This is a genomic window from Nocardioides marmoriginsengisoli (genome assembly GCF_003725695.1).
Classification (GTDB): Bacteria; Actinomycetota; Actinomycetes; order Propionibacteriales; family Nocardioidaceae; genus Marmoricola; species Marmoricola marmoriginsengisoli.
This window is the reverse complement of record NZ_RJSE01000008.1, coordinates 150279-172388: the sequence shown is the minus strand read 5'-3', so window position 1 is coordinate 172388 and position 22110 is coordinate 150279. Positions and strand designations below refer to the sequence as shown.

15 protein-coding genes are annotated in these 22110 nt (G+C 70.0%); 2 read left to right on the top strand and 13 right to left on the bottom strand.

Annotation, left to right across the window (positions count from 1 at the left end; genetic code table 11):
- Positions 1-64: 64 nt before the first annotated feature.
- Entirely contained in the window at positions 65-856 is a 792-nt protein-coding gene (locus EFK50_RS17385) for an SGNH/GDSL hydrolase family protein (protein WP_123228858.1), read from the top strand.
- Here the strand turns inward: EFK50_RS17385 and EFK50_RS17380 are convergent.
- The 5 genes from EFK50_RS17380 to EFK50_RS17360 are packed head-to-tail and all read right to left on the bottom strand — an operon-like array spanning position 845 to position 8011.
- On the bottom strand, positions 845-3706 hold the full coding sequence (locus tag EFK50_RS17380; RefSeq protein ID WP_123228857.1) for an FAD-binding and (Fe-S)-binding domain-containing protein: 2862 nt from the start codon (positions 3704-3706) through the stop codon (positions 845-847). The genes EFK50_RS17385 and EFK50_RS17380 overlap by 12 nt on opposite strands.
- On the bottom strand, positions 3703-4992 hold the full coding sequence (locus EFK50_RS17375; RefSeq protein ID WP_123228856.1) for a hydroxyacid-oxoacid transhydrogenase: 1290 nt from the start codon (positions 4990-4992) through the stop codon (positions 3703-3705). Before EFK50_RS17375 ends, EFK50_RS17380 begins: the two co-directional genes overlap by 4 nt.
- Positions 4989-5888, bottom strand: coding sequence for an NUDIX hydrolase (locus EFK50_RS22885; protein ID WP_281274048.1), 900 nt, complete (start codon positions 5886-5888; stop codon positions 4989-4991). The genes EFK50_RS17375 and EFK50_RS22885 overlap by 4 nt, the downstream gene beginning before the upstream one ends.
- A 9-nt stretch (positions 5889-5897) precedes the next feature.
- Positions 5898-6677 carry a lysophospholipid acyltransferase family protein gene (locus tag EFK50_RS22880; RefSeq protein ID WP_123228855.1) on the bottom strand — a complete coding sequence of 260 codons (780 nt, stop codon included), beginning with the start codon at positions 6675-6677 and terminating at the stop codon, positions 5898-5900.
- A 56-nt stretch (positions 6678-6733) separates the two neighbouring features.
- Entirely contained in the window at positions 6734-8011 is a 1278-nt protein-coding gene (locus tag EFK50_RS17360; protein ID WP_123228854.1) for a geranylgeranyl reductase family protein, read from the bottom strand.
- Between the two features lie 63 nt (positions 8012-8074).
- On the opposite strand from EFK50_RS17360, the gene EFK50_RS17355 reads away from it, so the two are divergent.
- On the top strand, positions 8075-8602 hold the full coding sequence (locus EFK50_RS17355; RefSeq protein WP_123228853.1) for a hypothetical protein: 528 nt from the start codon (positions 8075-8077) through the stop codon (positions 8600-8602).
- 1 nt (position 8603) lies between these two features.
- Here the strand turns inward: EFK50_RS17355 and EFK50_RS17350 are convergent, their stop codons facing one another.
- From EFK50_RS17350 to EFK50_RS17315, 8 genes are all read right to left on the bottom strand, one after another.
- Positions 8604-9047, bottom strand: coding sequence for a hypothetical protein (locus EFK50_RS17350; RefSeq protein ID WP_123228852.1), 444 nt, complete (start codon positions 9045-9047; stop codon positions 8604-8606).
- A gap of 81 nt (positions 9048-9128) precedes the next feature.
- Positions 9129-13010: a DNA-directed RNA polymerase subunit beta' gene (locus tag EFK50_RS17345; protein WP_123228851.1), complete on the bottom strand. Its 3882-nt coding sequence runs from the start codon at positions 13008-13010 to the stop codon at positions 9129-9131.
- Between the two features lie 87 nt (positions 13011-13097).
- Positions 13098-16643 carry a DNA-directed RNA polymerase subunit beta gene (gene rpoB / locus EFK50_RS17340; protein WP_123228850.1) on the bottom strand — a complete coding sequence of 1182 codons (3546 nt, stop codon included), beginning with the start codon at positions 16641-16643 and terminating at the stop codon, positions 13098-13100.
- Positions 16644-16870: 227 nt separating this feature from the next.
- Entirely contained in the window at positions 16871-17734 is an 864-nt protein-coding gene (locus EFK50_RS17335; protein WP_123228849.1) for a J domain-containing protein, read from the bottom strand.
- Position 17735: 1 nt separating this feature from the next.
- Positions 17736-18290, bottom strand: a complete 555-nt coding sequence (locus EFK50_RS17330) for a hypothetical protein (protein ID WP_148046221.1) — start codon at positions 18288-18290, stop codon at positions 17736-17738.
- A 4-nt stretch (positions 18291-18294) separates the two neighbouring features.
- Positions 18295-19557, bottom strand: a complete 1263-nt coding sequence (locus EFK50_RS17325; RefSeq protein WP_183407902.1) for an MCE family protein — start codon at positions 19555-19557, stop codon at positions 18295-18297.
- Positions 19554-20954 (bottom strand): MCE family protein, encoded by a 1401-nt coding sequence (locus EFK50_RS17320; RefSeq protein ID WP_123228846.1) that lies wholly within the window; start codon positions 20952-20954, stop codon positions 19554-19556. Before EFK50_RS17320 ends, EFK50_RS17325 begins: the two co-directional genes overlap by 4 nt.
- On the bottom strand, positions 20951-22105 hold the full coding sequence (locus EFK50_RS17315) for an MCE family protein (protein WP_123229099.1): 1155 nt from the start codon (positions 22103-22105) through the stop codon (positions 20951-20953). Before EFK50_RS17315 ends, EFK50_RS17320 begins: the two co-directional genes overlap by 4 nt.
- Positions 22106-22110: the final 5 nt, after the last annotated feature.

Here is a 22110-nt window from a genome sequence, read left to right as displayed (position 1 = left end):
CTCCGGCGTACGGCGTTCACCTGCGGTTCGCCGCCCGGTCGGACGAACCGGTCATCCTCGGCCCATGGCGGAGCGGTTCGTGGCCCTGGGCGACTCCTTCACCGAGGGCGTCGGCGACTGGGACGAGCGCTTCCCGAACGGCGTCCGCGGGTGGGCCGACCGGGTGGCCAAGCAGCTCGGCAAGGCCGATCCGGCCACCGAGTACGCCAACCTGGCGCTGCGGAGCCGGGTCCTGGACGACGTCATCGAGCACCAGGTCGAGGCGGCGGTCGCGCTGGAGCCCACCCTGGTCTCGTTCTTCGCCGGCGGGAACGACATCCTGCAGATCCGGATCGACCTGGACGACGTCCTGGCGCGGTACGAGAAGGCGGTCGCCCGGCTCGCCGGAACCGGCGCCCGGATCCTGCTGTTCACCAGCTACGACCTCCGGCTCTCCCCGCTGCTGGAGCCGCTCCGGCTGCGCAACAACCAGTTCAACCGCCGGGTCCGCGAGGTGGCGCTGGCCCACGACGCCCTGCTCGTCGACCACTGGGCGATGCGCGCCTACGCGCACCCCCGGATGTGGGAGCCGGACCGGCTGCACATGTCCCGGCACGGCCACCGCTACCTCGCTGCCGCGGTGCTCCGCACGCTCCAGGTCGACCACACCATCACCCTGCGCGACCTGGGCTCGATCCCGGACCGCAGCTGGCGCGAGGCGCTGGCCGACGAGCTCGACTGGTGGAACGGGTGGGTCCTACCAGCCCTGGGGCGCCGGTGGCGCAACCTCCCCGAGGGTCACGCGCTGACCCCGAAGTGGCCGGATCCGGTGCTCCCGGCCGGCGGCCTGAAGCGCCGGGCGGGCTCACCGGGATGAGTTCAGCAGCTCCGCCAGGTGCAGACCGCGCACCTCGGCCAGGTCCGCGAGCTGGATCCGGCAGGACATCCCGTCCGCCAGGATCACCGCGTCCGGCCCGGCGGCGCGGACCGCGGGGAGCAGCGTCTGCTCGGCGATCGCCACGCTGGTCTCGTAGTGGCCCTGCTCGACGCCGAAGTTGCCGGCGAGACCGCAGCACCCGCCGAGCCTCTTGACGGTGGCGCCCGAGGCCTGGAGCAGGTCCAGGTCGGCGTCGAAGCCGAGGACGCTGGCGTGGTGGCAGTGCGGCTGGACGACGACCTCGGTCCCGGTCAGGTCGGGGACCTGCCAGCGGCCCTGAGCCCGGAGGTCGCCCAGGTACTCGGCGAGGGTGCGCATCGCGCCGGCCACCTCGACGGCGCGCTCGCCCTCCGGCAGACCCTCCAGCAGCTCGGCCGCGTCGCTGCGCAGGCTGGCCAGGCAGCTCGGCTCCAGCCCGATCACCGGGACGCCGCTGGCGACGTACGGGTACAGCGTGCGGATGCTGCCCGAGATGATCTTCCGGGCCTGGTCGAGCTGCCCGGTGGTGACCCAGGTCAGCGCGCAGCAGGCCCGTTCGGGGATCACCTTGGCCTCGATCCCGGCGGCGGCGAACAGCTCGAGCGCCGCCTGCCCGGTCTCGGAGGCGAAGTGGTCGGTGAACGAGTCGGCCCAGATCCAGACGTCCGGGGTGCCTGCGGGACGGACCCGGGCCGGTTGCGCGAACGAGCGCAGCGTCTTGCTGCTGAACGTCGGCAGGCCGCGCCGCTGGTCGATCCCGGCGACCTTCTTGGCCAGCCGGGCGATCGTCTTGCTGCGCAGCGACAGGTTGGCGAGCGACGCCGGCGCCAGCGACGCCCACCGCGGCAGCCGCCCCAGCGCGTAGTGCGACCGCGGCCGGCGCTTGCCGGCGTACTGGGCGTGCAGGACCTGGGACTTGTACGTCGCCATGTCCACCCCGGTCGGGCAGTCGTGCGCACAGCCCTTGCAGGAGAGGCAGAGGTCGAGGGCGTCGGCCACCGCCGGGTCGTGCAGCGGCAGCTGTCCGGTGACGACGTCCTGGAGGACCCGGGAACGGCCGCGGGTGCTGTCCTTCTCCTCGCGGCTGGCCTGGTACGACGGACACATCACGCCGCCGCCCGCGGTGTTGTCGGCGATGCACTTGCCGACGCCGGTGCAGCGGTGCGCGTCGCCGAAGAGATCGGCCAGCGGGCCCGCGGGGGCACTCGCCAGCCGCAGCCGCGCGTCGAACGGGTCCGGGTCGACCAGGACGCCGGGGTTGAGCAGGTTCGCCGGGTCCAGGGCGTGCTTGACCGCGGCCATCAGCCCGACCGCCTCGGCGGAGTACATCCGGTCCAGCAGCTCCGAGCGGGCCCGGCCGTCGCCGTGCTCGCCGCTCATCGAGCCGCCGTACGAGGCGACCAGGTCGGCGGCCGCCTCGGTGAACCGGCGGAAGACCACGCGGCCGTCGTCCTTCTCGAGCTCGAAGTCAATCCGGGCGTGCACGCAGCCGTCGCCGAAGTGGCCGTACGGCACCGTGCTCAGGCCGTGGTCGTCGAGCAGCGTCTCGAAGTCGCGCAGGTAGTCGCCGAGTCGCGCAGGCGGGACCGCGGCGTCCTCCCAGCCGGCGTGCGCCGGACGGCTCAGCGTCCGGGCGGCCAGCCCGGCGCCGTCCTCGCGGATCCGCCAGAGCGCCGCCTGCTCGGCGACGTCGGTGACGACCCGGGACGGCGCGCCGACCTTGGCGGCGACCAGCGCGGCTGCCGCCTCGACCTGGCCGAGCGTGTCGCCGGTGACCTCGACGAACAGCCACCCGCGGCCGTCCGGGAGCTCCGGCGCGTTCGGGACCAGGTCCGAGATCCGGTGGTCCAGGCCCTCGCACGCGGTCAGCTCGCCGTCGATCTCCGCACCGGCGTCCAGCACCGCCGGGACCGCGTCGGCGGCGGCCGCCATCGAGGGGAAGCCGAGCAGCGCCAGCGCCCGGTACGGCGCGTCCGGGACCAGCCGGACGGTCGCCTCCAGGACCACGCCGAGAGTGCCCTCGCTGCCGACCAGGAACCGGTCGAAGTTGCGGTCGTTCTCGGGCAGCAGGTGCTCGAGCGAGTACCCGGAGACCTGCCGGCCGAAGCGGCCGAACTCGGTACGGATCAGGCCGAGGTTGGCGTCGACCAGCGCGGTGACGTCGCTGAGCAACCGCGAGGTGGACCGCGGCTCGGCGACCGGGAACCCGCGCAGGCCGCGCTCCTCCTCGACCGAGAAACCGGGTTGGTGCAGGGCGCCTCGCGGTCCGACGACCTCGCCGTCGGAGAGCGCCACCTTCAGCGAGACCACGTTGTCGGCAGTCCGGCCGTAGCCCAGCGCACGGGAGCCGCAGGCGTTGTTGCCGATCATCCCGCCGAGGGTGCAGCGGGTGTGCGTCGACGGGTCCGGCCCGAACCGCAGCCCGTGCGGGGCGGCGAACCGCTGCAGCGCCGCGTGCACGATCCCCGGCTGGACGGTCGCGGTGCGCGCCTCCGGGTCGATCCGGAGGAGCTTGTTGAGGTGCCGGGTGGTGTCGACCACGATGCCGGGACCGATCGCGTTGCCGGCGATCGAAGTGCCGGCGCCGCGCATCGTCACGCTGCCCTCGAACTCGCGGGCGATCGCGAGCGCGGCGAGCACGTCGTCGGCGTCGCGCGGGTAGGTGACCACCTGCGGCGGGATCCGGTAGATCGAGGCGTCGCTGGCGTACAGCGACCGGGCCAGTGCCGAGGCGTCGATCTCCAGGCCGGCCTGGCCCAGCGCCGCGACGCACCCGGCGGCGGTCGGGTCGGGCGTGCTCGCAGCGGTCACCAGAGCTCCAACGATCGCTCCAGGATGCCGGCGGCGTCCTCCGCGGTGACCTCGCGCGGCGCGGTCGCGAGCAGCCGCTGCTGCTTCATCGCGCCCTCGACCAGGTCGTCGACGTCGCCCTCGGCGTACCCGACCTCGCCGAGGCCGTTCGGGATCGCGATGTCGCGCATCAGGTCGGCGAGCACCCGCGGCAGCGCGTCCGGGCCGTCGTACCCGTGTCCGGGCGCCAGCAGCGCGGCGGCCCGCAGGTGCCGCTCCGGGCTGGACTCGAAGGTCCACCGGAACGCCTCCGGGGCGGTCAGCGCGACGGCCATGCCGTGCGGCACCATCGCCTCCTCCCCGGGGTAGCCGACCGGCCGGAAGTCCGGACAGCGGTCGTGGACCTGGCCGGCGATCGGGTACGCGTTCGCGTGCGGGATGTGCACGCCGGCGTTGCCGAAGCCGAGGCCGGCCATCGTCGCGGCCAGGGCCATCTGCTCGCGCGCGGCCGGGTCGTCGCCGTGCTGGACGGCGCGCCGGAACGACGTCGCCAGCAGGGTCATCGCGTTCTCCGACCAGACGTCCGAGATCGGGTTCGAGCCGCAGTACGGAACCCGCTGCTCGGGCGCCTTCCGGTCGTACGACGTGAAGGTGCGAGCGGTGTAGGACTCCAGCGCGTGGCAGAGGATGTCCATCCCGGCGGCCGCCGTCACCCCGGCCGGCTGGGACATCGTCAGCGCCGGGTCCACGACGGCCAGCGTCGGCCGGAGCCGGGCGTGGCTGATCCCGGTCTTCACCTTCAGGGCCAGCACGTCGAGCACGCAGATCGTGGTCGACTCTGCTCCGGTCCCGGTCGTCGTCGGGACGGCCACCAGCGGCTTGAGCGCGCGCTGCGGGGCACGAGCCTTCCCGACCGGGGCGTTGATGTAGTCCATCAGCTCGCCGTCGTTGGTGGTCATCAGGTTGACCGCCTTGGCGGTGTCGATCGTCGAACCGCCGCCGACCGCGACGTAGGCGTCCCACGGGCCGGTCTCCCGGGCGAAGGCGATCGCGGCCTCGAAGCTCTCGTCGGTCGGCTCGACGCGGACGGCGTCGAAGACCCGGGCCTCGATCCCGAACTGCGCCATCTGCTCGGCGACCCGTTGCGGGTGGCCGGTGGCGGCCACGCCCGGGTCCGTGAGGACCAGGACCCGGCTGACGTCGTACTGGCTGAGGTCGAAGCCGATCTCGTCGGAGGCGCCCGCCCCGAACTTCAGCCCGGGGGCGCCGTAGGTGAAGACGGTCTCGCTTCCGGACGCGTGGCTCATGGCGCAGACGCTAACGCGAAACGGACCACCTCGGTCACCTCCACCACACCAGACGAGACGTCGGCGAGCGGGATCCACTGGACGTCGTCGGTCGTCCCGCCGATCTCGAGGACCGCCGGCTCGGCGTCAGCGGGGACCTCGGCCAGGAAGACCAGGTTCACCGCGTGGAAGTCCTCGTGCCGGCCGTTGGGGGCGGTTCCGGTCAGGTGCAGGTCGTGCACGCCGACCAGCTCGCCGACCTCCGCGACCAGGCCGGTCTCCTCGAGCAGCTCGCGGGCCAGGGCCGCCGCCGGCCGCTCGCCGTGGTCGACGCCGCCGCCCGGAAGCGTCCACTGCCCGGCCTCGACGGCGTACCGGCTGAGCCTGGTCAGCAGGACCTCGTCGCCGCGGCGGACCAGGGCCTTGGCCGCCAGCCGCTGGACCCGGGTAGCCTCGTGCTCCTCGATCGCGGCCCGGACCCAGGCCGCCACCGGCCACGAACCGTCCAGGACCGCCGCCACCGGAACCCAGCGGGCATCGACCGTCGAGCCGTCCTCCTCGATCACGCGCGGCTCGGGCGCGTCGACCGGGGCCCAGCCCTCGAAGACCATCCGGACCGAGTGCATGTCCAGCGGAGAGTCGTCCCCGCTGCCGTCCGGCGTCGACGCGTACCGGCGCGCCGAGTCGATCCAGGCGCGATCGCCCACCTCGACGTCCAGGCCGGTCTCCTCGTGCACCTCGCGGACCACCGCGTCGCGCGGATCCTCGCCGAAGTCGATGCCGCCGCCGGGAAGCGTCCACTGCTCGCCGGGCACCAGGTACGGCGCCAGCCGGGAGAGCAGGATCTGGTCGTCGCGCAGGATCACGGCGTACGCCGCGACCCGCTGACGGCGAGGTGGGTCGGGCAGGTCGGACACGTGCTGACTCTACGCAGCCCCGGAACCGGGACCCCAGGTCGGCCGGATCGCGCTGCCCGGCAGCTCCTCGTACGGCGCCGCCTCGGCCCGGGTGGGCGCCTGCCCGCCCAGGTGGGCCGGGTACCAGATCGCGTGCTCCCCCGGCCGCGGCCGGTGCTCGGGACGGGACTGCAGCTCCTCCAGCATGCCGGTCAGGGTGTGCCCGAGGGCCCGGGTCTCCTCGACCAGGTCGGCACCGGGCGGGATCGTCCGCGGCGCTCCGAGGGCGACGTCGACGCGACGCCCCCGGGTGAGGTCGAACGTCGACTCCGGGATCCCGACCGAGTAGATCCGCTGCGAACCCCAGACCGCGACCGGCACCAGCGGCGCCCCGGTCTCGCGGGCCAGCGCCACGGCACCGCGCATCAGCGACCGCACCGTGTAGGACCAGCTGATCCCCGCCTCCGGGAAGACCCCGACCGCCTCGCCTGCGCGGAGCAGGCCGCGGGCGCGCAGGTACGCCGCAGCAGGCACGCCGCGATCGACCGGGACATGGCCCATCCGGTCCAGTACCCAGGCCAGCGGACCCGGCTTCCAGGCGTCGTACCGGGTCAGGAAGCGGACGTAGCGGCCGCGCTCGACGGCCGCCCGCTCGATCATCACGAAGTCCAGGAAGGAGACGTGGTTGGCGGCCAGCACCACCGGACCGGAGGCGGGCAGGTTCTCCAGCCCGTGCGGATGCACCCGGACGTCGAGGGCGCGCAGGGCTAGCCGGCCGAGGCCGTTGACGCCACGGTAGACCCGGTCCATGCCTGAGATTCGACACCAGTGCCGCGTCGGATGCCAGCAGCCGCGTCTGGCGGCGCTCAGGAGAAGGGCGGGCGGTGGTCCAGCTTCACGCTGCGCCGCCCCGCCCAGCGCCAGACCCGTGCCGACCGGTCCCGGTCCTCGTCGGTGACCAGGTTCCCCATCCAGCGCAGTGCCAGCGTCATCATCCAGTCCGAGCGCATCCCGATCGGGCCGAGGGCGCGCAGCGCCTGCGGCACCGTGACGATGCCGGCCAGCCGACGGGCGATCGAGAACGCCTCGCCGTAGTGCTCGCGGAGCAGCTCCGGCCACACCACCGAGAGGTCCGCATCCGGCGTCGCGGTGAGGACGTCGACGATCAGCCGGCCGGTCTCCAGGCCGTAGTCGATGCCCTCGCCGTTCAGCGGGTTGACGCAGGCCGCGGCATCGCCGATCAGCGCCCAGTTGGGCCCGGCGACGTTCGAGACCGCTCCGCCCATCGGCAGCAGCGCCGAGGTCGGCATCCGGATGTCCCCGTCGAGCTGGAAGTCCTCGCGGCGCAGCTCGGCGTAGTGCCGCATCAGCGGGCGCAGGGCGACCTCGGCCGGGCGCTTGGCGGTGGCCAGCGTGCCGACGCCGAGGTTCACCGACCCGTCGCCGAGCGGGAAGATCCAGCCGTAGCCGGAGAGGATCTCGTTCTTCTCACCGCGCAGCTCCAGGTGCGAGCTGATCCACGGGTCGTCCGACATCCCGGAGTCGATGTAGGAGCGGCCGGCGACGCCGTACACGGTGTCGCGGTGCCACTCCCGCCCGAGCACCTTGCCGAGGCCGGACCGGACCCCGTCGGCGACGATCAGCCGCTGGCACTCGATCTCGAAGGTCTCGCCGCGCTTCCCGTCGGCCGCGTACTCGAAGACCACGGCGGCGACCCGGCTGCCGGCCTTCCGGACGTCGACCGCGCGCGCCCCGTCGAGGGCTGCCGCACCGGCCTTGATCGCGGTGGTGCGCAGGTGGTCGTCGAGCTCGGTCCGCGCCACCGCCGACCCGTACGACGGCAGCCCGGTGCCGTTCTTGCCGGGGCCCGGCCAGGGCAGCAGCAGCGTCTGCCCGAAGCCGTGCGCGCGCAGGCCCTGGTTCACGGTGTGCGCCCGGATCCAGTCCTCCAGCCCGAGGCGGGCCAGCTCGCCGATCGCCCGCGGGGTCAGCCCGTCGCCGCAGGTCTTGTCCCGGGGGAAGACTGCGGCGTCCACCAGCACGGTGTCGAGACCCGCCCTCGCAGCCCAGGCCGCGGCCGCGGAGCCGGCCGGGCCGGCGCCGACGACGAGCACATCGGTGCGGGTAGGAGGAGTCGTGGTCACCGGACCATTCTCCCAGTCGGACGGCTGCGCCGCGAACCCGGTCCGCCTCGGTAGCGTGTGCGCATGGCCGACGTCACCGCTGCTTCGTTCCGACACACGCTGCGCGTCCTGTGCGCGGCTCTGATCTCCGCCCAGGTCATCGTGCTGCTGGCGGTGAGCATGACCCTGGATTCGACCCGCTTCGACGAGCCGCCGTTGTGGGCGCTCGGCGTCGTGCTCGCGGTCGGCGCGGTCGCCGCCGTCCTGATCGGCCCGGTCGGCTACAAGCTCCCGGCGCTGGAGCCGGCCCTGTCCGCCGAGGAATCCGCCCGGACGGTGATCGGCGCGGTGCAGAGCTCGACCCTCCTGCGCTTCACCCTGGCCGAGGCGGTCGCGCTGGTCGGGATCGCGCTCGCGTTCGTGGTGGATGCCGGCGGTGGCGTGGTCTGCCTGGTCGGGGTCGCGATCGCGATCACCCTGGACGTCCTGCACGTGTGGCCGAGCGACCGCACCCTGGCCCGGATGCGGGAGGCGCTCGAGCGCGGGGGCGCGCAGTCCCGCCTCGACGAGGTGATGGACACGCCGCCGACGAGCGGTACCCCGACCGGCTGACTCAGCGCGGTGCGGTCAGCAGGAAGCCGCACGCCCGCAGCAGGTCGTCCTCGGTGAAGCCCGAGCCGGAGAACCAGGCCGGCGCGGTGATCCCGGCGCGGCGCAGCAGGTCGCGGGTCGGCACGTCCTCGGGCGGTGCGCCGGCCGCGACCAGCACGCCGTCCTCGACCGCGGACCGGACCTGCTCGTGCAGCGCGCCCTCGCCGGCCGCCAGGTGCACGGTGACCCGGCCGTCGGTGCGCAGCAGCACGCCCAGCGAGCCCGACGCGCAGGCGACCACGCCCAGGATCGGGACCGGGGGGCACCAGGGCGCGACCTCGGCGTCGGGGTGGTCGGCGAGTGCATCAACCGCTGACCGGAGGGACTCCCCCACGGCGTCCGGCCCGTCCTGGGCCAGGCCGCGGGCGACCGCGTCCGCGAGGTCGGTGCGCCAGTCGTTACTCATGGGGTGATCCTGCCGTACTCACGCGAAGGCCCCGCCCCACCTCGCGGTGGAACGGGGCCTTCGGCTCAGACTTGCTCGACCTCAGTTCTGGTAGGAACCGAAGTCGAAGTCGTCCAGGGCAACCGTCTGGTTCGGCGTACCGAAGTCGTAGCTGCCGTAGGAGTCGTAGCCGGTGACGGAGTACGCCGCCGCGCGGGCCTCCTCGGTGGGCTCCACCCGGATGTTGCGGTACCGCTCGAGGCCGGTACCCGCCGGGATCAGCTTGCCGATGATCACGTTCTCCTTCAGGCCGCGCAGCGAGTCGGACTTGCCGTTGATCGCCGCGTCGGTGAGCACCCGGGTGGTCTCCTGGAAGGAGGCCGCCGAGAGCCACGACTCGGTCGCGAGCGAGGCCTTGGTGATGCCCATCAGCTCCGCACGACCCGAGGCCGGCTTGCCGCCCTCGGTGACCACGCGACGGTTCTCCTCCTCGTACCGGACCCGGTCGACCAGGTCGGACGGGAGCAGCTTGGTGTCGCCGGACTCGATCACGGTCACCCGGCGCAGCATCTGCCGGACGATGATCTCGATGTGCTTGTCGTGGATCGACACGCCCTGGCTGCGGTACACCTGCTGGACCTCGGCCACCAGGTGCTCCTGGCACTTGCGGACACCCAGGATGCGCAGGACCTCCTTCGGGTCCGGCGTGCCCTGGATCAGCTGCTGGCCGACCTCCACGTGGTCGCCGTCGGCGACCTGGAGGCGGGACCGCTTGCTGACCGGGTACTCGACCGGGTCCGAGCCGTCGTCGGGGGTGACGATCAGCTTGCGAGCCTTGTCGGTGTCCTCGATCTCGAGACGCCCGGAGGCCTCCGAGATCGGGGCCCGGCCCTTGGGCTGGCGCGCCTCGAACAGCTCGACGACGCGAGGCAGACCCTGCGTGATGTCGTCGGCCGACGCCACACCACCGGTGTGGAAGGTACGCATGGTCAGCTGCGTGCCGGGCTCACCGATGGACTGGGCGGCGATGATGCCGACCGCCTCACCGATGTCGACCAGCTTGCCGGTGGCCAGCGAACGGCCGTAGCACTTGGCGCAGGTGCCGGTCTTGGCGTCGCAGGTCAGGACCGAGCGGACCTTGACCTCCGCGATGCCGGCCGCGACGAGGGCGTCGATCTGGACGTCGCCCAGGTCACCGCCGGCCTCGACGATGACCTCGCCCGACTCCGAGACGATGTCGACGGCCGCGTTCCGGGCGTACGCCGAGGTCTCGGCGTTGAGGTCCTTGGTGACCACGCCGTCCTCACCGCGGACCCCGATGACCTTCGGCATGCCGCGCTCGGTGCCGCAGTCGTCCTCACGGATGATGACGTCCTGCGACACGTCGACGAGACGACGGGTCAGGTAGCCCGAGTCCGCCGTACGCAGCGCGGTGTCGGCCAGACCCTTGCGAGCACCGTGGGTGGAGATGAAGTACTCCAGGACCGAGAGGCCCTCACGGAAGTTCGACTTGATCGGCCGCGGGATGATGTCACCCTTCGGGTTGGCCACCAGACCACGCATGGCCGCGATCTGCCGGACCTGCATCCAGTTACCACGAGCACCCGAGTTCACCATCATGAAGATCGGGTTGTCCTGGTCGAAGTTCTTCTGCATCGCCTTGGCGACCACGTTGGACGCGTCGGTCCAGATCTCGATGAGCTCCTGACGGCGCTCGTCGTCGGTGATCAGACCACGCTCGAACTGCTTCTGGACCTTGGCGGCACTCTCCTCGTACTTCTCGAGGATCTGCCCCTTGTCCTTCGGCGAGACGACGTCCTCGATGGAGACCGTCACACCGGAGCGGGTCGCCCAGGTGAAGCCGGTGTCCTTGAGGGCGTCCAGCGAGTTCGCCACCTCGACCTTGGTGTAGCGCTCGGCGAGGTCGTTGACGATCCGGCCCAGCTCGTTCTTGCCGACCTGGTACTCGATGTACTCGTAGTTGTTCGGGAGCGCCTCGTTGAAGAGCGCCCGACCCAGGGTGGTGTCGAGGATGAGCGGGTCGCCCTCGGTCCAGCCCTCGGGGACGGTGGTCCCCTCGGGCGGCACGGCGACACCGGTCAGCCGGATCTTGATCTTCGACTGCAGCGTGATCTCGCCCTTGTCGAAGGCCATCACGGCCTCGGCCGAGGACGCGAACGCACGACCCTCACCCGGCTGGCCGTCGCGGCCCAGGGTCAGGAAGTAGATGCCGATGATCATGTCCTGGGTCGGCATGGTCACGGGGCGACCGTCCGACGGCTTCAGGATGTTGTTCGTCGACAGCATCAGGATCCGGGCCTCGGCCTGCGCCTCCGCGGAGAGCGGCAGGTGCACGGCCATCTGGTCACCGTCGAAGTCGGCGTTGAACGCCGAGCAGACGAGCGGGTGGATCTGGATGGCCTTGCCCTCGATCAGCTGCGGCTCGAAGGCCTGGATGCCGAGACGGTGCAGCGTGGGCGCACGGTTCAGGAGAACCGGGTGCTCCGCGATGACCTCTTCCAGCACGTCCCAGACCTCGGGGCGCACCGCGCGCTCGACCATCCGCTTGGCGGACTTGATGTTCTGCGCGTGCGACAGGTCGACCAGGCGCTTCATCACGAACGGCTTGAACAGCTCGATCGCCATGTACTTCGGCAGACCGCACTGGTGCAGCTTGAGCTGCGGGCCGACGACGATGACCGAACGGCCCGAGTAGTCGACGCGCTTGCCGAGCAGGTTCTGACGGAAACGACCCTGCTTGCCCTTGAGCATGTCGGAGAGCGACTTCAGCGGCCGGTTGCCCGGGCCGGTGACCGGACGACCACGACGGCCGTTGTCGAACAGCGAGTCGACGGCCTCCTGGAGCATCCGCTTCTCGTTGTTGACGATGATCTCGGGGGCGCCCAGGTCGAGCAGGCGCTTGAGCCGGTTGTTCCGGTTGATCACCCGGCGGTACAGGTCGTTGAGGTCGGAGGTCGCGAAGCGGCCACCGTCCAGCTGCACCATCGGACGCAGGTCCGGCGGGATGACCGGGACGGCGTCCAGGACCATGCCCATCGGGCTGTTGCCGGTCTTGCGGAACGCGTCCACGACCTTGAGGCGCTTGAGCGCGCGGACCTTGCGCTGGCCCTTGCCGGTGGCGATGGTCTCGCGCAGGCTCTCGACCTCGTCGTCGATCGAGAAGGTCTCCAGGCGCTTCTGGATCGCCGTGGCGCCCATGTAGCCCTCGAAGTACTTGCCGAACCAGTTCTTCATCTCGCGGTACAGGAGCTCGTCGCCCATCAGGTCCTGGACCTTGAGGGACTTGAACGTGCTCCAGACCTCCTCGAGACGGTCCAGCTCGCGCTGGGCCCGGTCGCGGACCTGCTTCATCTCGCGCTCGGCGCCGTCCTTGACCTTGCGCCGGGCGTCGGCCTTGGCACCCTCGGCCTCGAGCACGGTCAGGTCGGCCTCGAGCTTCTTGGCGCGGTCGTCGAGGGCCACGTCGCGGCGGCTCTCGATGCTCTTGCGCTGCAGGCCGATCTTGCCCTCGAGCTCGGTGAGGTCCTTGTGACGGGCGTCCTCGTCGACCTTGGTGATCATGTACGCCGCGAAGTAGATGACCTTCTCCAGGTCCTTCGGGGCGAGGTCGAGCAGGTAGCCGAGCCGGCTCGGCACACCCTTGAAGTACCAGATGTGGGTGACCGGGGCGGCGAGCTCGATGTGGCCCATCCGCTCACGGCGGACCTTCGAGCGGGTCACCTCGACGCCGCAGCGCTCGCAGATGATGCCCTTGAAGCGCACCCGCTTGTACTTGCCGCAGTAGCACTCCCAGTCCCGGGTGGGACCGAAGATCTTCTCGCAGAAGAGACCGTCGCGCTCAGGCTTGAGCGTGCGGTAGTTGATGGTTTCCGGCTTCTTGACCTCGCCGTGGCTCCAGCCGCGGATGTCCTCCGCGGTGGCCAGGCCGATCTTGAGCTGGTCGAAGAAATTCACGTCGAGCACGGTGGCTGTCGTCCTTCGTTAGTTCTGAAATCTGGTGATCGGGTGACTGGGGGTGCGGTGCTCCCCGGCGGGGAGCACCGCGACGCCTCAGACTTCTTCGACGGAGCTGGGCTCGCGACGAGACAGGTCGATGCCGAGCTCCTCGGCGGCACGGAAGACGTCCTCCTCCGCGTCGCGCATCTCGATCGCGGAGCCGTCCTGGGACAGCACCTCGACGTTGAGGCAGAGCGACTGCATCTCCTTGATGAGAACCTTGAACGACTCCGGGATGCCCGAGTCGGGGATGTTCTCACCCTTCACGATCGCCTCGTAGACCTTGACGCGACCGGGCACGTCGTCGGACTTGATCGTCAGCAGCTCCTGCAGGGCGTAGGCGGCGCCGTACGCCTCCATCGCCCAGACCTCCATCTCGCCGAACCGCTGGCCGCCGAACTGGGCCTTACCACCCAGGGGCTGCTGCGTGATCATCGAGTACGGACCGGTCGAACGCGCGTGGATCTTGTCGTCGACCAGGTGGTGGAGCTTGAGGATGTACATGTAGCCGACCGAGACCGGGTCCGGGAACGGCTCGCCGGAGCGGCCGTCGAACAGGTTGGCCTTTCCGTTCGCGCCGACCAGGCGGACACCGTCACGGGTGGGCAGCGTCGAGCCGAGCAGGCCGACGATCTCGTCCTCGCGGGCACCGTCGAACACCGGGGTGGCGACGTTGGTGTTCGGCTCGGCCGAGTCCGCGTGGATCTTGATCAGGCGCTGCTTCCAGTCCTCGTCGTCGCCCTCGACCTGCCAGCCGGTCTTGGCCAGCCAGCCGAGGTGGATCTCGAGGATCTGGCCGATGTTCATCCGGCCCGGCACACCGAGCGGGTTGAGCACGACGTCGACCGGGGTCCCGTCCTCGAGGAACGGCATGTCCTCGACCGGCAGGATCTTGGAGATGACGCCCTTGTTGCCGTGACGACCCGCGAGCTTGTCACCGACCGAGATCTTGCGCTTCTGGGCGACGTACACGCGGACCAGCTGGTTGACGCCCGGGGGCAGCTCGTCGCCGTCCTCGCGCGAGAACTCGCGGACGCCGATGACCGTGCCGGACTCGCCGTGCGGGACCTTCATCGAGGTGTCGCGCACCTCGCGGGCCTTCTCACCGAAGATGGCGCGCAGCAGGCGCTCCTCGGGGGTCAGCTCGGTCTCGCCCTTCGGCGTCACCTTGCCGACGAGGATGTCACCGGGGGTGACCTCCGCGCCGACGCGGATGATGCCGCGCTCGTCCAGGTCGGCCAGGAGCTCGTCGCCGACGTTCGGGATGTCCCGGGTGATCTCCTCGGGGCCCAGCTTGGTGTCGCGGGCGTCGACCTCGTGCTCCTCGATGTGGATCGAGGTGAGGACGTCCTCCTGCACCAGGCGCTGGGAGAGGATGATCGCGTCCTCGTAGTTGGACCCGTTCCACGGCATGAAGGCGACGAGCAGGTTGGTGCCCAGCGCCATCTCGCCCTCGTCGGTGCACGGGCCGTCGGCCAGCGGCGACCCGATCTCGACGCGGTCACCCTCGTTGACCAGCGGGCGCTGGTTGATGCAGGTGCCCTGGTTGGAGCGGGTGAACTTGGCCAGCCGGACGGACTTGTTGCCGCCCTCGTCGGTCATGATGATGATCTCGTCGGCCGAGACCTCCTTGACCACACCGGCCACGTCCGAGGTGACCACGTCGCCGGCGTCCACCGCGGCACGGAACTCCATGCCGGTGCCGACCAGCGGCGCGTCGCTCTTGATCAGCGGAACGGCCTGACGCTGCATGTTGGCGCCCATCAGCGCGCGGTTCGCGTCGTCGTGCTCGAGGAACGGGATCAGCGCGGTGGCGATGGAGACCATCTGCCGCGGCGACACGTCCATGTAGTCGACCTCGTCACGCGCGATGTCGACGGTCTCGCCGCCACGGGTGCGGACCAGGACCAGGTCGTTGACGAAGTTGCCCTTGTCGTCGAGCTGGGCGTTGGCCTGCGCGATGACCTTCGAGTCCTCCTCGTCGGCCGTCAGGTAGGCGATCTCGTCGGTGACGCGCCCCTTCTTGACCACCCGGTACGGCGTCTCGACGAAGCCGAACGGGTTGATCCGTCCGTACGACGCGAGCGAGCCGATCAGACCGATGTTCGGGCCTTCCGGAGTCTCGATCGGGCACATCCGGCCGTAGTGCGAGGAGTGCACGTCGCGGACGTCCATCTGGGCGCGGTCACGGGAGATACCACCCGGGCCGAGCGCGGAGAGACGGCGCTTGTGGGTCAGACCGGCGATCGGGTTGGTCTGGTCCATGAACTGCGAGAGCTGCGAGGTGCCGAAGAACTCCTTCAGCGCCGCGACCACCGGGCGGATGTTGATCAGGGACTGCGGCGTGATCGCCTCGACGTCCTGCGTCGTCATCCGCTCGCGGACCACCCGCTCCATCCGGGCCAGGCCGGTCCGGAGCTGGTTCTGGATCAGCTCGCCGACGGTGCGCATCCGGCGGTTGCCGAAGTGGTCGATGTCGTCGGGACGGACCACGACGGCCTCGCCGTGGCTGTCCTTGAACTCCTTGCCGGCACCGTCGACCAGGGTCTCCTTGCCGGCGTGCAGCTCGATGATGTAGCGGATCGCCGCGACGACGTCGTCGATGGTCAGCGTCTGCTGGTCGAAGGCCTCGTGGGTGCCGAGCTTCTTGTTGATCTTGTAGCGGCCGACCTTGGCCAGGTCGTAGCGCTTCGGGTTGAAGTAGTAGTTCTTCAGCAGCGTCAGCGCGGCCTCGCGCGTCGGGGGCTCGCCCGGACGCAGCTTGCGGTAGATGTCGAGCAGGGCCTCGTCCGGCGTGGCCGTGTGGTCCTTCTCGAGGGTGAGCTGGATCGACTCGTACTGGCTGAACTCGGCCATCACGGCCTCGTAGTCGTACGGCGCGCCGACGTAGCCCTCTTCGTCGGCGAGAGCCTGGAAGGCCTTCAGCAGCACGGTGACGTTCTGCTTGCGCTTCCGGTCGAGGCGGACGCCGACCATGTCGCGCTTGTCGATCTCGAACTCGAGCCAGGCGCCCCGCGACGGGATCACCTTCGCGGTGAAGATGTCCTTGTCGGACGTCTTGTCGGCGGTGCGCTCGAAGTACACGCCCGGCGAGCGGACCAGCTGGGAGACGACGACGCGCTCGGTGCCGTTGATGATGAAGGTGCCCTTGCGGGTCATCATCGGGAAGTCGCCCATGAAGACGGTCTGACCCTTGATCTCACCGGTCTCGCCGTTGGTGAACTCGGCGGAGACGTAGAGCGGCCGGGAGTAGGTGAAGTCCTTGTCCTTGCACTCCTCCTCGGTGTACTTCGGGTCGAGGAAGACCGGGTTCTCGAACGAGAGCGACATCGTCTCGGAGAAGTCCTCGATCGGCGAGATCTCTTCGAAGATCTCGTGCAGACCCGACTTCGTGGAGAGCTCCTCGCCGGCGGCGTTCGCCTCGGCGACGCGTGCCTGCCACTTCTCGTCGCCGATCAGCCAGTCGAAGCTGTCGGTCTGAAGTGCCAGAAGCTGCGGAACCTCGAGGGGTTCAGAGATCTTGGCGAAGGAGATCCGGCTCGGAGCCAGAGGATTGGTGCGGTGCTGTGCGTTCTTGCTGGAGCTGCGCGGGGCGGCCAAGAGTGGTCCTTCCGAGGCACATGTGTGACGGCGTCAGCCAACCACAAACCGGCCACCGGACAGGCGGGAGTGCATTTGAGAGCAGACGCAAAGATGAACAATACCCGACGGGCATGCAGAAACACAACAACGAAATCGCCGGGTCAAATCCCTCAGCGGCTGTTGATGCCGCTCAGCATGAACTGCTCCAGGCCCCAGGTCAAGCACAATCGCCAAGACAGGGGTTTCTAGTAGCCGGCGCCGATCGGGGCGAGCTTGTCGATCAGCCAGCGATCGCCGCGGTGCACCATCGTGGCGATCACCCGGTTCGCGAGACTGCGGGTGACCTTGCCGTCCTGCGTCCACGTCTGGTTCACGAAGGCCAGCACCCGGACCCGGTCGCGGTCCGCGTCGACCACGCCGGTGGTGAGCACGGTGGCCACCACGACGGTCTTGGACTTCTCGGCACCGCCGGGATCCTGCGGGGTGCCGGCGATCAGGCCGTTGAAGTTCTTGGTGTAGATCTTCTTGTACGACGGCGTCAGGTACTTCGCCGCCCGGTCCCGGTCGGCCTCCAGGCGCCGGTAGTCGTAGGAGAGCACGTCCGGCATCCCCCGCGCCGCGGCCGCGGACGCCTGCGGCCCGGAGCGGGCCTCCTCGCCCCGGTGCTGGAGCTTCACGCCGACGACGGTCGCCAGGACCAGGGACGCGACCGCGAGCACCGCGAGGATCCCCAGGCCGAGGTTGCTGGCCAGGACGCGGCGGGCGGCGGGCAGCCGTGCTGCGGGCGTCTCGACGGGCTCGGCGTCCGGGGTCTCGGGCGTCTCGACGGGCTCGACGTCCGGGGTCTCGGGCGTCTCGGGCGTCTCGACGGGCTCGACGTCCGGGGTCTTGGGCGTCTCGACAGGCTCGACGTCCGACAGCTCCGCGTCGTACGCCGCGCGCTTCTCCGGATCCATCAGGACCTCGGCGGCCTCGTTGAACAGCCGGAACTGGGAGGCACCGGTGCCGGGCTCGAACTTGTCGGTGGCGGCGCGCCAGGCTGCCTTGATCTGCTCGGGGGTCGCGTCCCGCTCGACGCCGAGGATGTCGTACCAGGAGGGGCCGGCCATCTCAGCTCCCCTCAGGGTTGTCGTCGGGGTCGTCGAAGTTGTCGACCAGCCAGTCGCCGTCGACCTTGCGCAGCTCGACCGTCCAGCGGTAGGCGGTCGCCTCCGGCTGGCCGGTCGTCGGCGTCTTGACCTTGTCGTGCACCACCAGCACGGTCGCGCTGTCGGCGTCCTCGGTCACGATCCCGGTCGCCCGGACGAACCCCTGGGTGGTGAACTTCTCCTTCGCGTAGGCGGCCACCAGCAGCGGCTCGACCTTGACGAAGTCGGTGCGGTACTTGGTGGTGAGCAGCTCACCGACGCGCTTGACGTAGCCGCTGATGTCGGCCGAGTCGAGGTTGTCCATCCGGAGCGCGTACTGCTCGGCGACCGCCTTGACCTTGCTCGCGTCCTCGGCGTCGGGCACGTAGGCGCCGGAGTTGGAGAACGACAGCGGCTCGTCGGTCAGGTGGCTGTGCCGGTAGATCGCGACGCCGCTGAGGACCGATCCGACGACCAGGACCACGAGGAGTCCGAGCGCGACGAATCCGCGGGTTCTGCTGGGTGCAGCTGGGCTCAAGGGATCACATCACCGGCTGGAACAAGAGGTACTGCAAGGCGTCCTCCCTGGACATCGGCGTGGCGCCGGCGGCGCTGCGCTGGGCGGCAGCCTGGTCGGACCAGGTCGCCTTGCCCGCATCCAGATCGTACGTCGCTACCGGTGAGGGGTACGACGCTCCCGTGCGCGGCGCGTTCTGGGCACCGCGGGCGTTGGTCTTCTTGGCCGGCTCGGTGCACTTCGCGTCCTCGTCCATCGGCTTGTCGCCGGTCTGCAGCGGGTTGCGACGCTCGTTGACGTCGTACCCCTTGGCGCAGATCGCCGGGAACTGGTTGAGCACCAGGCCGAAGCGGGCGTTGTAGCCCTCGGAGTTCTTCGCCGCGACGGTGAAGCCGCCGGCGACCATGTACGGGTAGAGCACCAGGATCTGGCGGATGCCCGGCAGGTGCTTGACGATGATGTCGCCGGTGGTGACCAGGTTGTTGATCAGGCTGCCGAGGTCGACCTGGTTCTGCTCCAGGAACGTGCGCAGCTCGACCGCCGTCGCCGACCCGTTGTCGATCAGGCGCCGCAGCGACTCGTCGTTGTCAGCCAGGACCGTGCTGAACAGCGACAGGTCGCGGGAGAAGTTCCGGATCGCCGAGCCCTTGTCCGCCTGGGTCCGGAGCACCGTGCTGCCGTCGCGGATCAGCGCCGTGGTGACGTCGAAGTTGTCGTTGGCGGTCTGGATGAACGAGTTCGAGGTGTCGATGATCTGCGCCAGGCTCTCGCCCGTCCCCTGGAAGGCCGCGCCGAGCTCGGAGACCACCGAGCGGAGCTGGTCCTGCGGGACCGAGGTGACCAGCCGGTCCAGGTTGGTCAGGATCTCCGTGGTCGAGACCGGCACCTCGGTGTTGGCCGGCTGGATGACCGAGCCGTCCTTGAGGTACGGGCCGTTGTCGACCTGGGGCTGGAGCTCGACGTACTGCTCGCCGACCGCGGACTTGTTGCCGACCAGCGCCAGGGTGTCGACGGGGATCTTGTCCTCGCCCTTCTCGATCGAGAGCACCACGTTGACGCCGTCGTCGATCAGCTTCATGTCCGAGACCTGACCGATGCCGACGCCGCGGTAGGTGACCTCGGCGCCGGTGAAGATCCCGCCCGACTCCGCGAAGTGCGCGTTCACGGTGTACGACGAGTCGTAGACCAGCCGGTCCAGCTTGGCGTAGCGGGCGCCGACGTACGAGACCCCGACCAGGGTGATGAACACGAAGGCCAGCAGCTGCTTCTTGGTCCGCGAGGTGATCACTTCGTCGCCACCCCCTGGAGCAGCAGGGTGCCGAGCCCCGGGTCGTAGCCGGTACCGGCGAGCAGGAACGGGTCGGTCGGCAGGTTCGGGTCGTACGCCGCCCCGGTCGCGGTCCGGCCGAGAGCCCCGGTGAGGCCGCGGATCAGGTTGTCGAGCATCGTCCCGCCGGTCACCGGGGGCTTGCTCGAGAGACCCGGGACGCCGCCGATGCCGGGCACCGGCTGACCGCCGCCGCCGTTGCCGAGCGAACCCTTGCAGAGCGCCGGGATCAGCTTGCAGACCTGCTGGAGCTGGGTTCCCGAGAGCAGGTTCTTCACCGAGGTGCAGAGCTTGCCGTCGGGCTTCTTGCCGCAGTTCCCGAGCAGCTCGGCGACGCTGACGCCGGGGGCCAGGCCGGGGACGTTCGGCAGGTTGAACAGATCCAGGGAGAGGTTGATCGAGAGGTTCGTGAAGTCGCCCATGTGCAGGTTGCGGGCAACCTCCGGGTCACGTCCGACGGCCTCGTCGATGAACGGGTAGGTCAGCGCCACCTGCAGAGACTTCGGGAAGGACTCGCCCGCCTTGCCGAGGGCGGTGAGCACCGGGGCCAGGTTGTTGAGCGCGTCGATCGTGGACTCCTTGGAGGCCTTGATCACGTCCACCCCGACCGAGCTCAGGTTCGAGAGCGCCTTGAGCATCTTCACCAGGTCGGCCCGCTGGCCGTTCACCGAGGAGAGCGCGGCCGGCAGGTCGTCGAGGGCGTCCTTGATGGTGCCGTCCTGGCGGCGCAGCTCCAGCGAGAGGCGGTTGAGGTTCTCCAGCGCGGTGACGATGGAGACCTTGTTCGCGTCCAGCTGGCCCATGAAGTCGGAGACCTGGGTGATGATCGAGCGGACCGACTGCTCGCGTCCCTCGAAGGCCTGGTTCAGCTCCTCGGAGATGGTCTTGAGCTGTCCGACGCCGCCGCCGTTCAGGACCAGGGCGAGGGCGCCGAAGACCTCCTCGATCTCCGGGTTGCGGCCGGAGTCCTCGAGGCCGATGGTGTCGCCGTTGCGCAGCTGACCCTCGGGCGTGCTCGGCTTGCTCAGCGAGACGAACTTCTCGCCGAGGAGGCTGGTCTGCCGGATCTCGGCCCGGGTGTTGGCGGGCAGGTCGGTGTTCTTGGGCAGCGCGACGGTGACGTCGGCGATGTAGCCCTTGAGCTCGATCTTGGTCACCTTGCCGACGGTGACGTCGTCGACCTTGACGGTCGACTGCGGGACCAGGTCCAGCACGTCGCGGAAGAGGATCTTGACCTTGATCGGGTCGTTCCCGACGTCCGCGCCACCGGGGAGCTGGACGTCGTAGATCGAGCAGCTGCTCAGCGCCAGCGCACCGACGAGGCCGGCGACGAGCGACATCACACGAGTGCGCCTCATCGGGTCACCTCCAGCAGTCCGCCCATGGACGGGTCGACATCGGTGCCGGTCCAGACCCGGCCCTGGTCGTCGGTCTTGAAGGCCGGGGCCCGGCCGAGGCCGAGGACGCCGAGGATCGTGGTCAGCGGGCCGCAGGCATCCGGTGCCAGGGCGCAGAGCACCACGCTCGGCTTCGACAGCAGCTGCGGGACGGACTCCCCGATGTTGGCCCGGGTGTCCAGCGTTCCGGCGGTCTCGTTGTAGGTGAGCGCCAGGTTGTTGAGCGCCGCCGGCGCCACCTTGAGCGACTCCTCGAGCGCGGCCCGGTTCTTCACGAACGTCTTGCTGATCTGGTTCAGGCCCTTGATGTTCGTCGACAGGGCGGCCTTGTTCTCGGCCACGAAGCTCTTCACCTGGGTCAGCGCGACCGACAGGTTCTTCAGCACGTTGGCGAGGTCGTCGCGCTCGTCGGCGAGCAGTCCGGCGCCGGCGGCCAGCGAGTCGTTGAACTTCCGCACCGTGTCGTCGTTGTCGGCCAGCGCCTTGGTGAAGGTCTCGACCTCGTTGATGGTGCCGAAGAGCTCGTCCTTGTTGTTGGCCAGCGTCTTGGTCAGCTTGCTCAGGTTCTTCAGGGTGGCGTTGAACTGGACGCCCTGGCCGCCGAAGTTCTTCGCGGTCGAGTCGAGCAGCCGGGTCAGCGCGCCGGTCCCGGAGGCGTCCGGCTTGTTGGCGCCGTCCGGTCCGAGGGCCTTGGTGAGGTCGTTGATCGAGCCGAAGATCTGGTCGAGCTCGAGCGGCGTCGCGGTCCGGTCCACCCCGAGAGTGGCGTCGTCCTTGAGGACCTCGCCGCCGCGGTAGACCGGGGTCAGCTGCACGAACCGGTCGCCCACGATCGACGGCGAGATGACCGCAGCCTTGACGTCGTTCGGCAGCTTGTACTTGTCGTCGTAGCTGATCTTGACGCGGACCTTGGTCCCCATCGGGGTGACCTCGTCGACCTTGCCGACGGCCACGCCGAGGATCTTCACGTCCGAGCCCTTGTAGAGCGAGACCGTGCGCGGGAAGTCCGCGGTGATCGTCTTGGTGCCACCGCCGGGCAGGATCAGGATCAGCGCCGCGGCGAGCAGCACCACGACCGCCACCACGGCGACGGCGGGGTTGATCGACTTCATCCGGT

What these genes read in the sequence shown, in the direction of transcription:
- EFK50_RS17385 (WP_123228858.1), top strand. Translation starts at nt 65, where the DNA reads ATGGCGGAGCGGTTCGTGGCCCTGGGCGACTCCTTCACCGAGGGCGTC.
- EFK50_RS17375 (WP_123228856.1), bottom strand. Translation starts at nt 4,992, where the DNA reads ATGAGCCACGCGTCCGGAAGCGAGACCGTCTTCACCTACGGCGCCCCC.
- EFK50_RS22880 (WP_123228855.1), bottom strand. Translation starts at nt 6,677, where the DNA reads ATGGACCGGGTCTACCGTGGCGTCAACGGCCTCGGCCGGCTAGCCCTG.
- EFK50_RS17355 (WP_123228853.1), top strand. Translation starts at nt 8,075, where the DNA reads ATGGCCGACGTCACCGCTGCTTCGTTCCGACACACGCTGCGCGTCCTG.
- EFK50_RS17350 (WP_123228852.1), bottom strand. Translation starts at nt 9,047, where the DNA reads ATGAGTAACGACTGGCGCACCGACCTCGCGGACGCGGTCGCCCGCGGC.
- EFK50_RS17335 (WP_123228849.1), bottom strand. Translation starts at nt 17,734, where the DNA reads ATGGCCGGCCCCTCCTGGTACGACATCCTCGGCGTCGAGCGGGACGCG.
- EFK50_RS17320 (WP_123228846.1), bottom strand. Translation starts at nt 20,954, where the DNA reads ATGAGGCGCACTCGTGTGATGTCGCTCGTCGCCGGCCTCGTCGGTGCG.
- EFK50_RS17315 (WP_123229099.1), bottom strand. Translation starts at nt 22,105, where the DNA reads ATGAAGTCGATCAACCCCGCCGTCGCCGTGGTGGCGGTCGTGGTGCTG.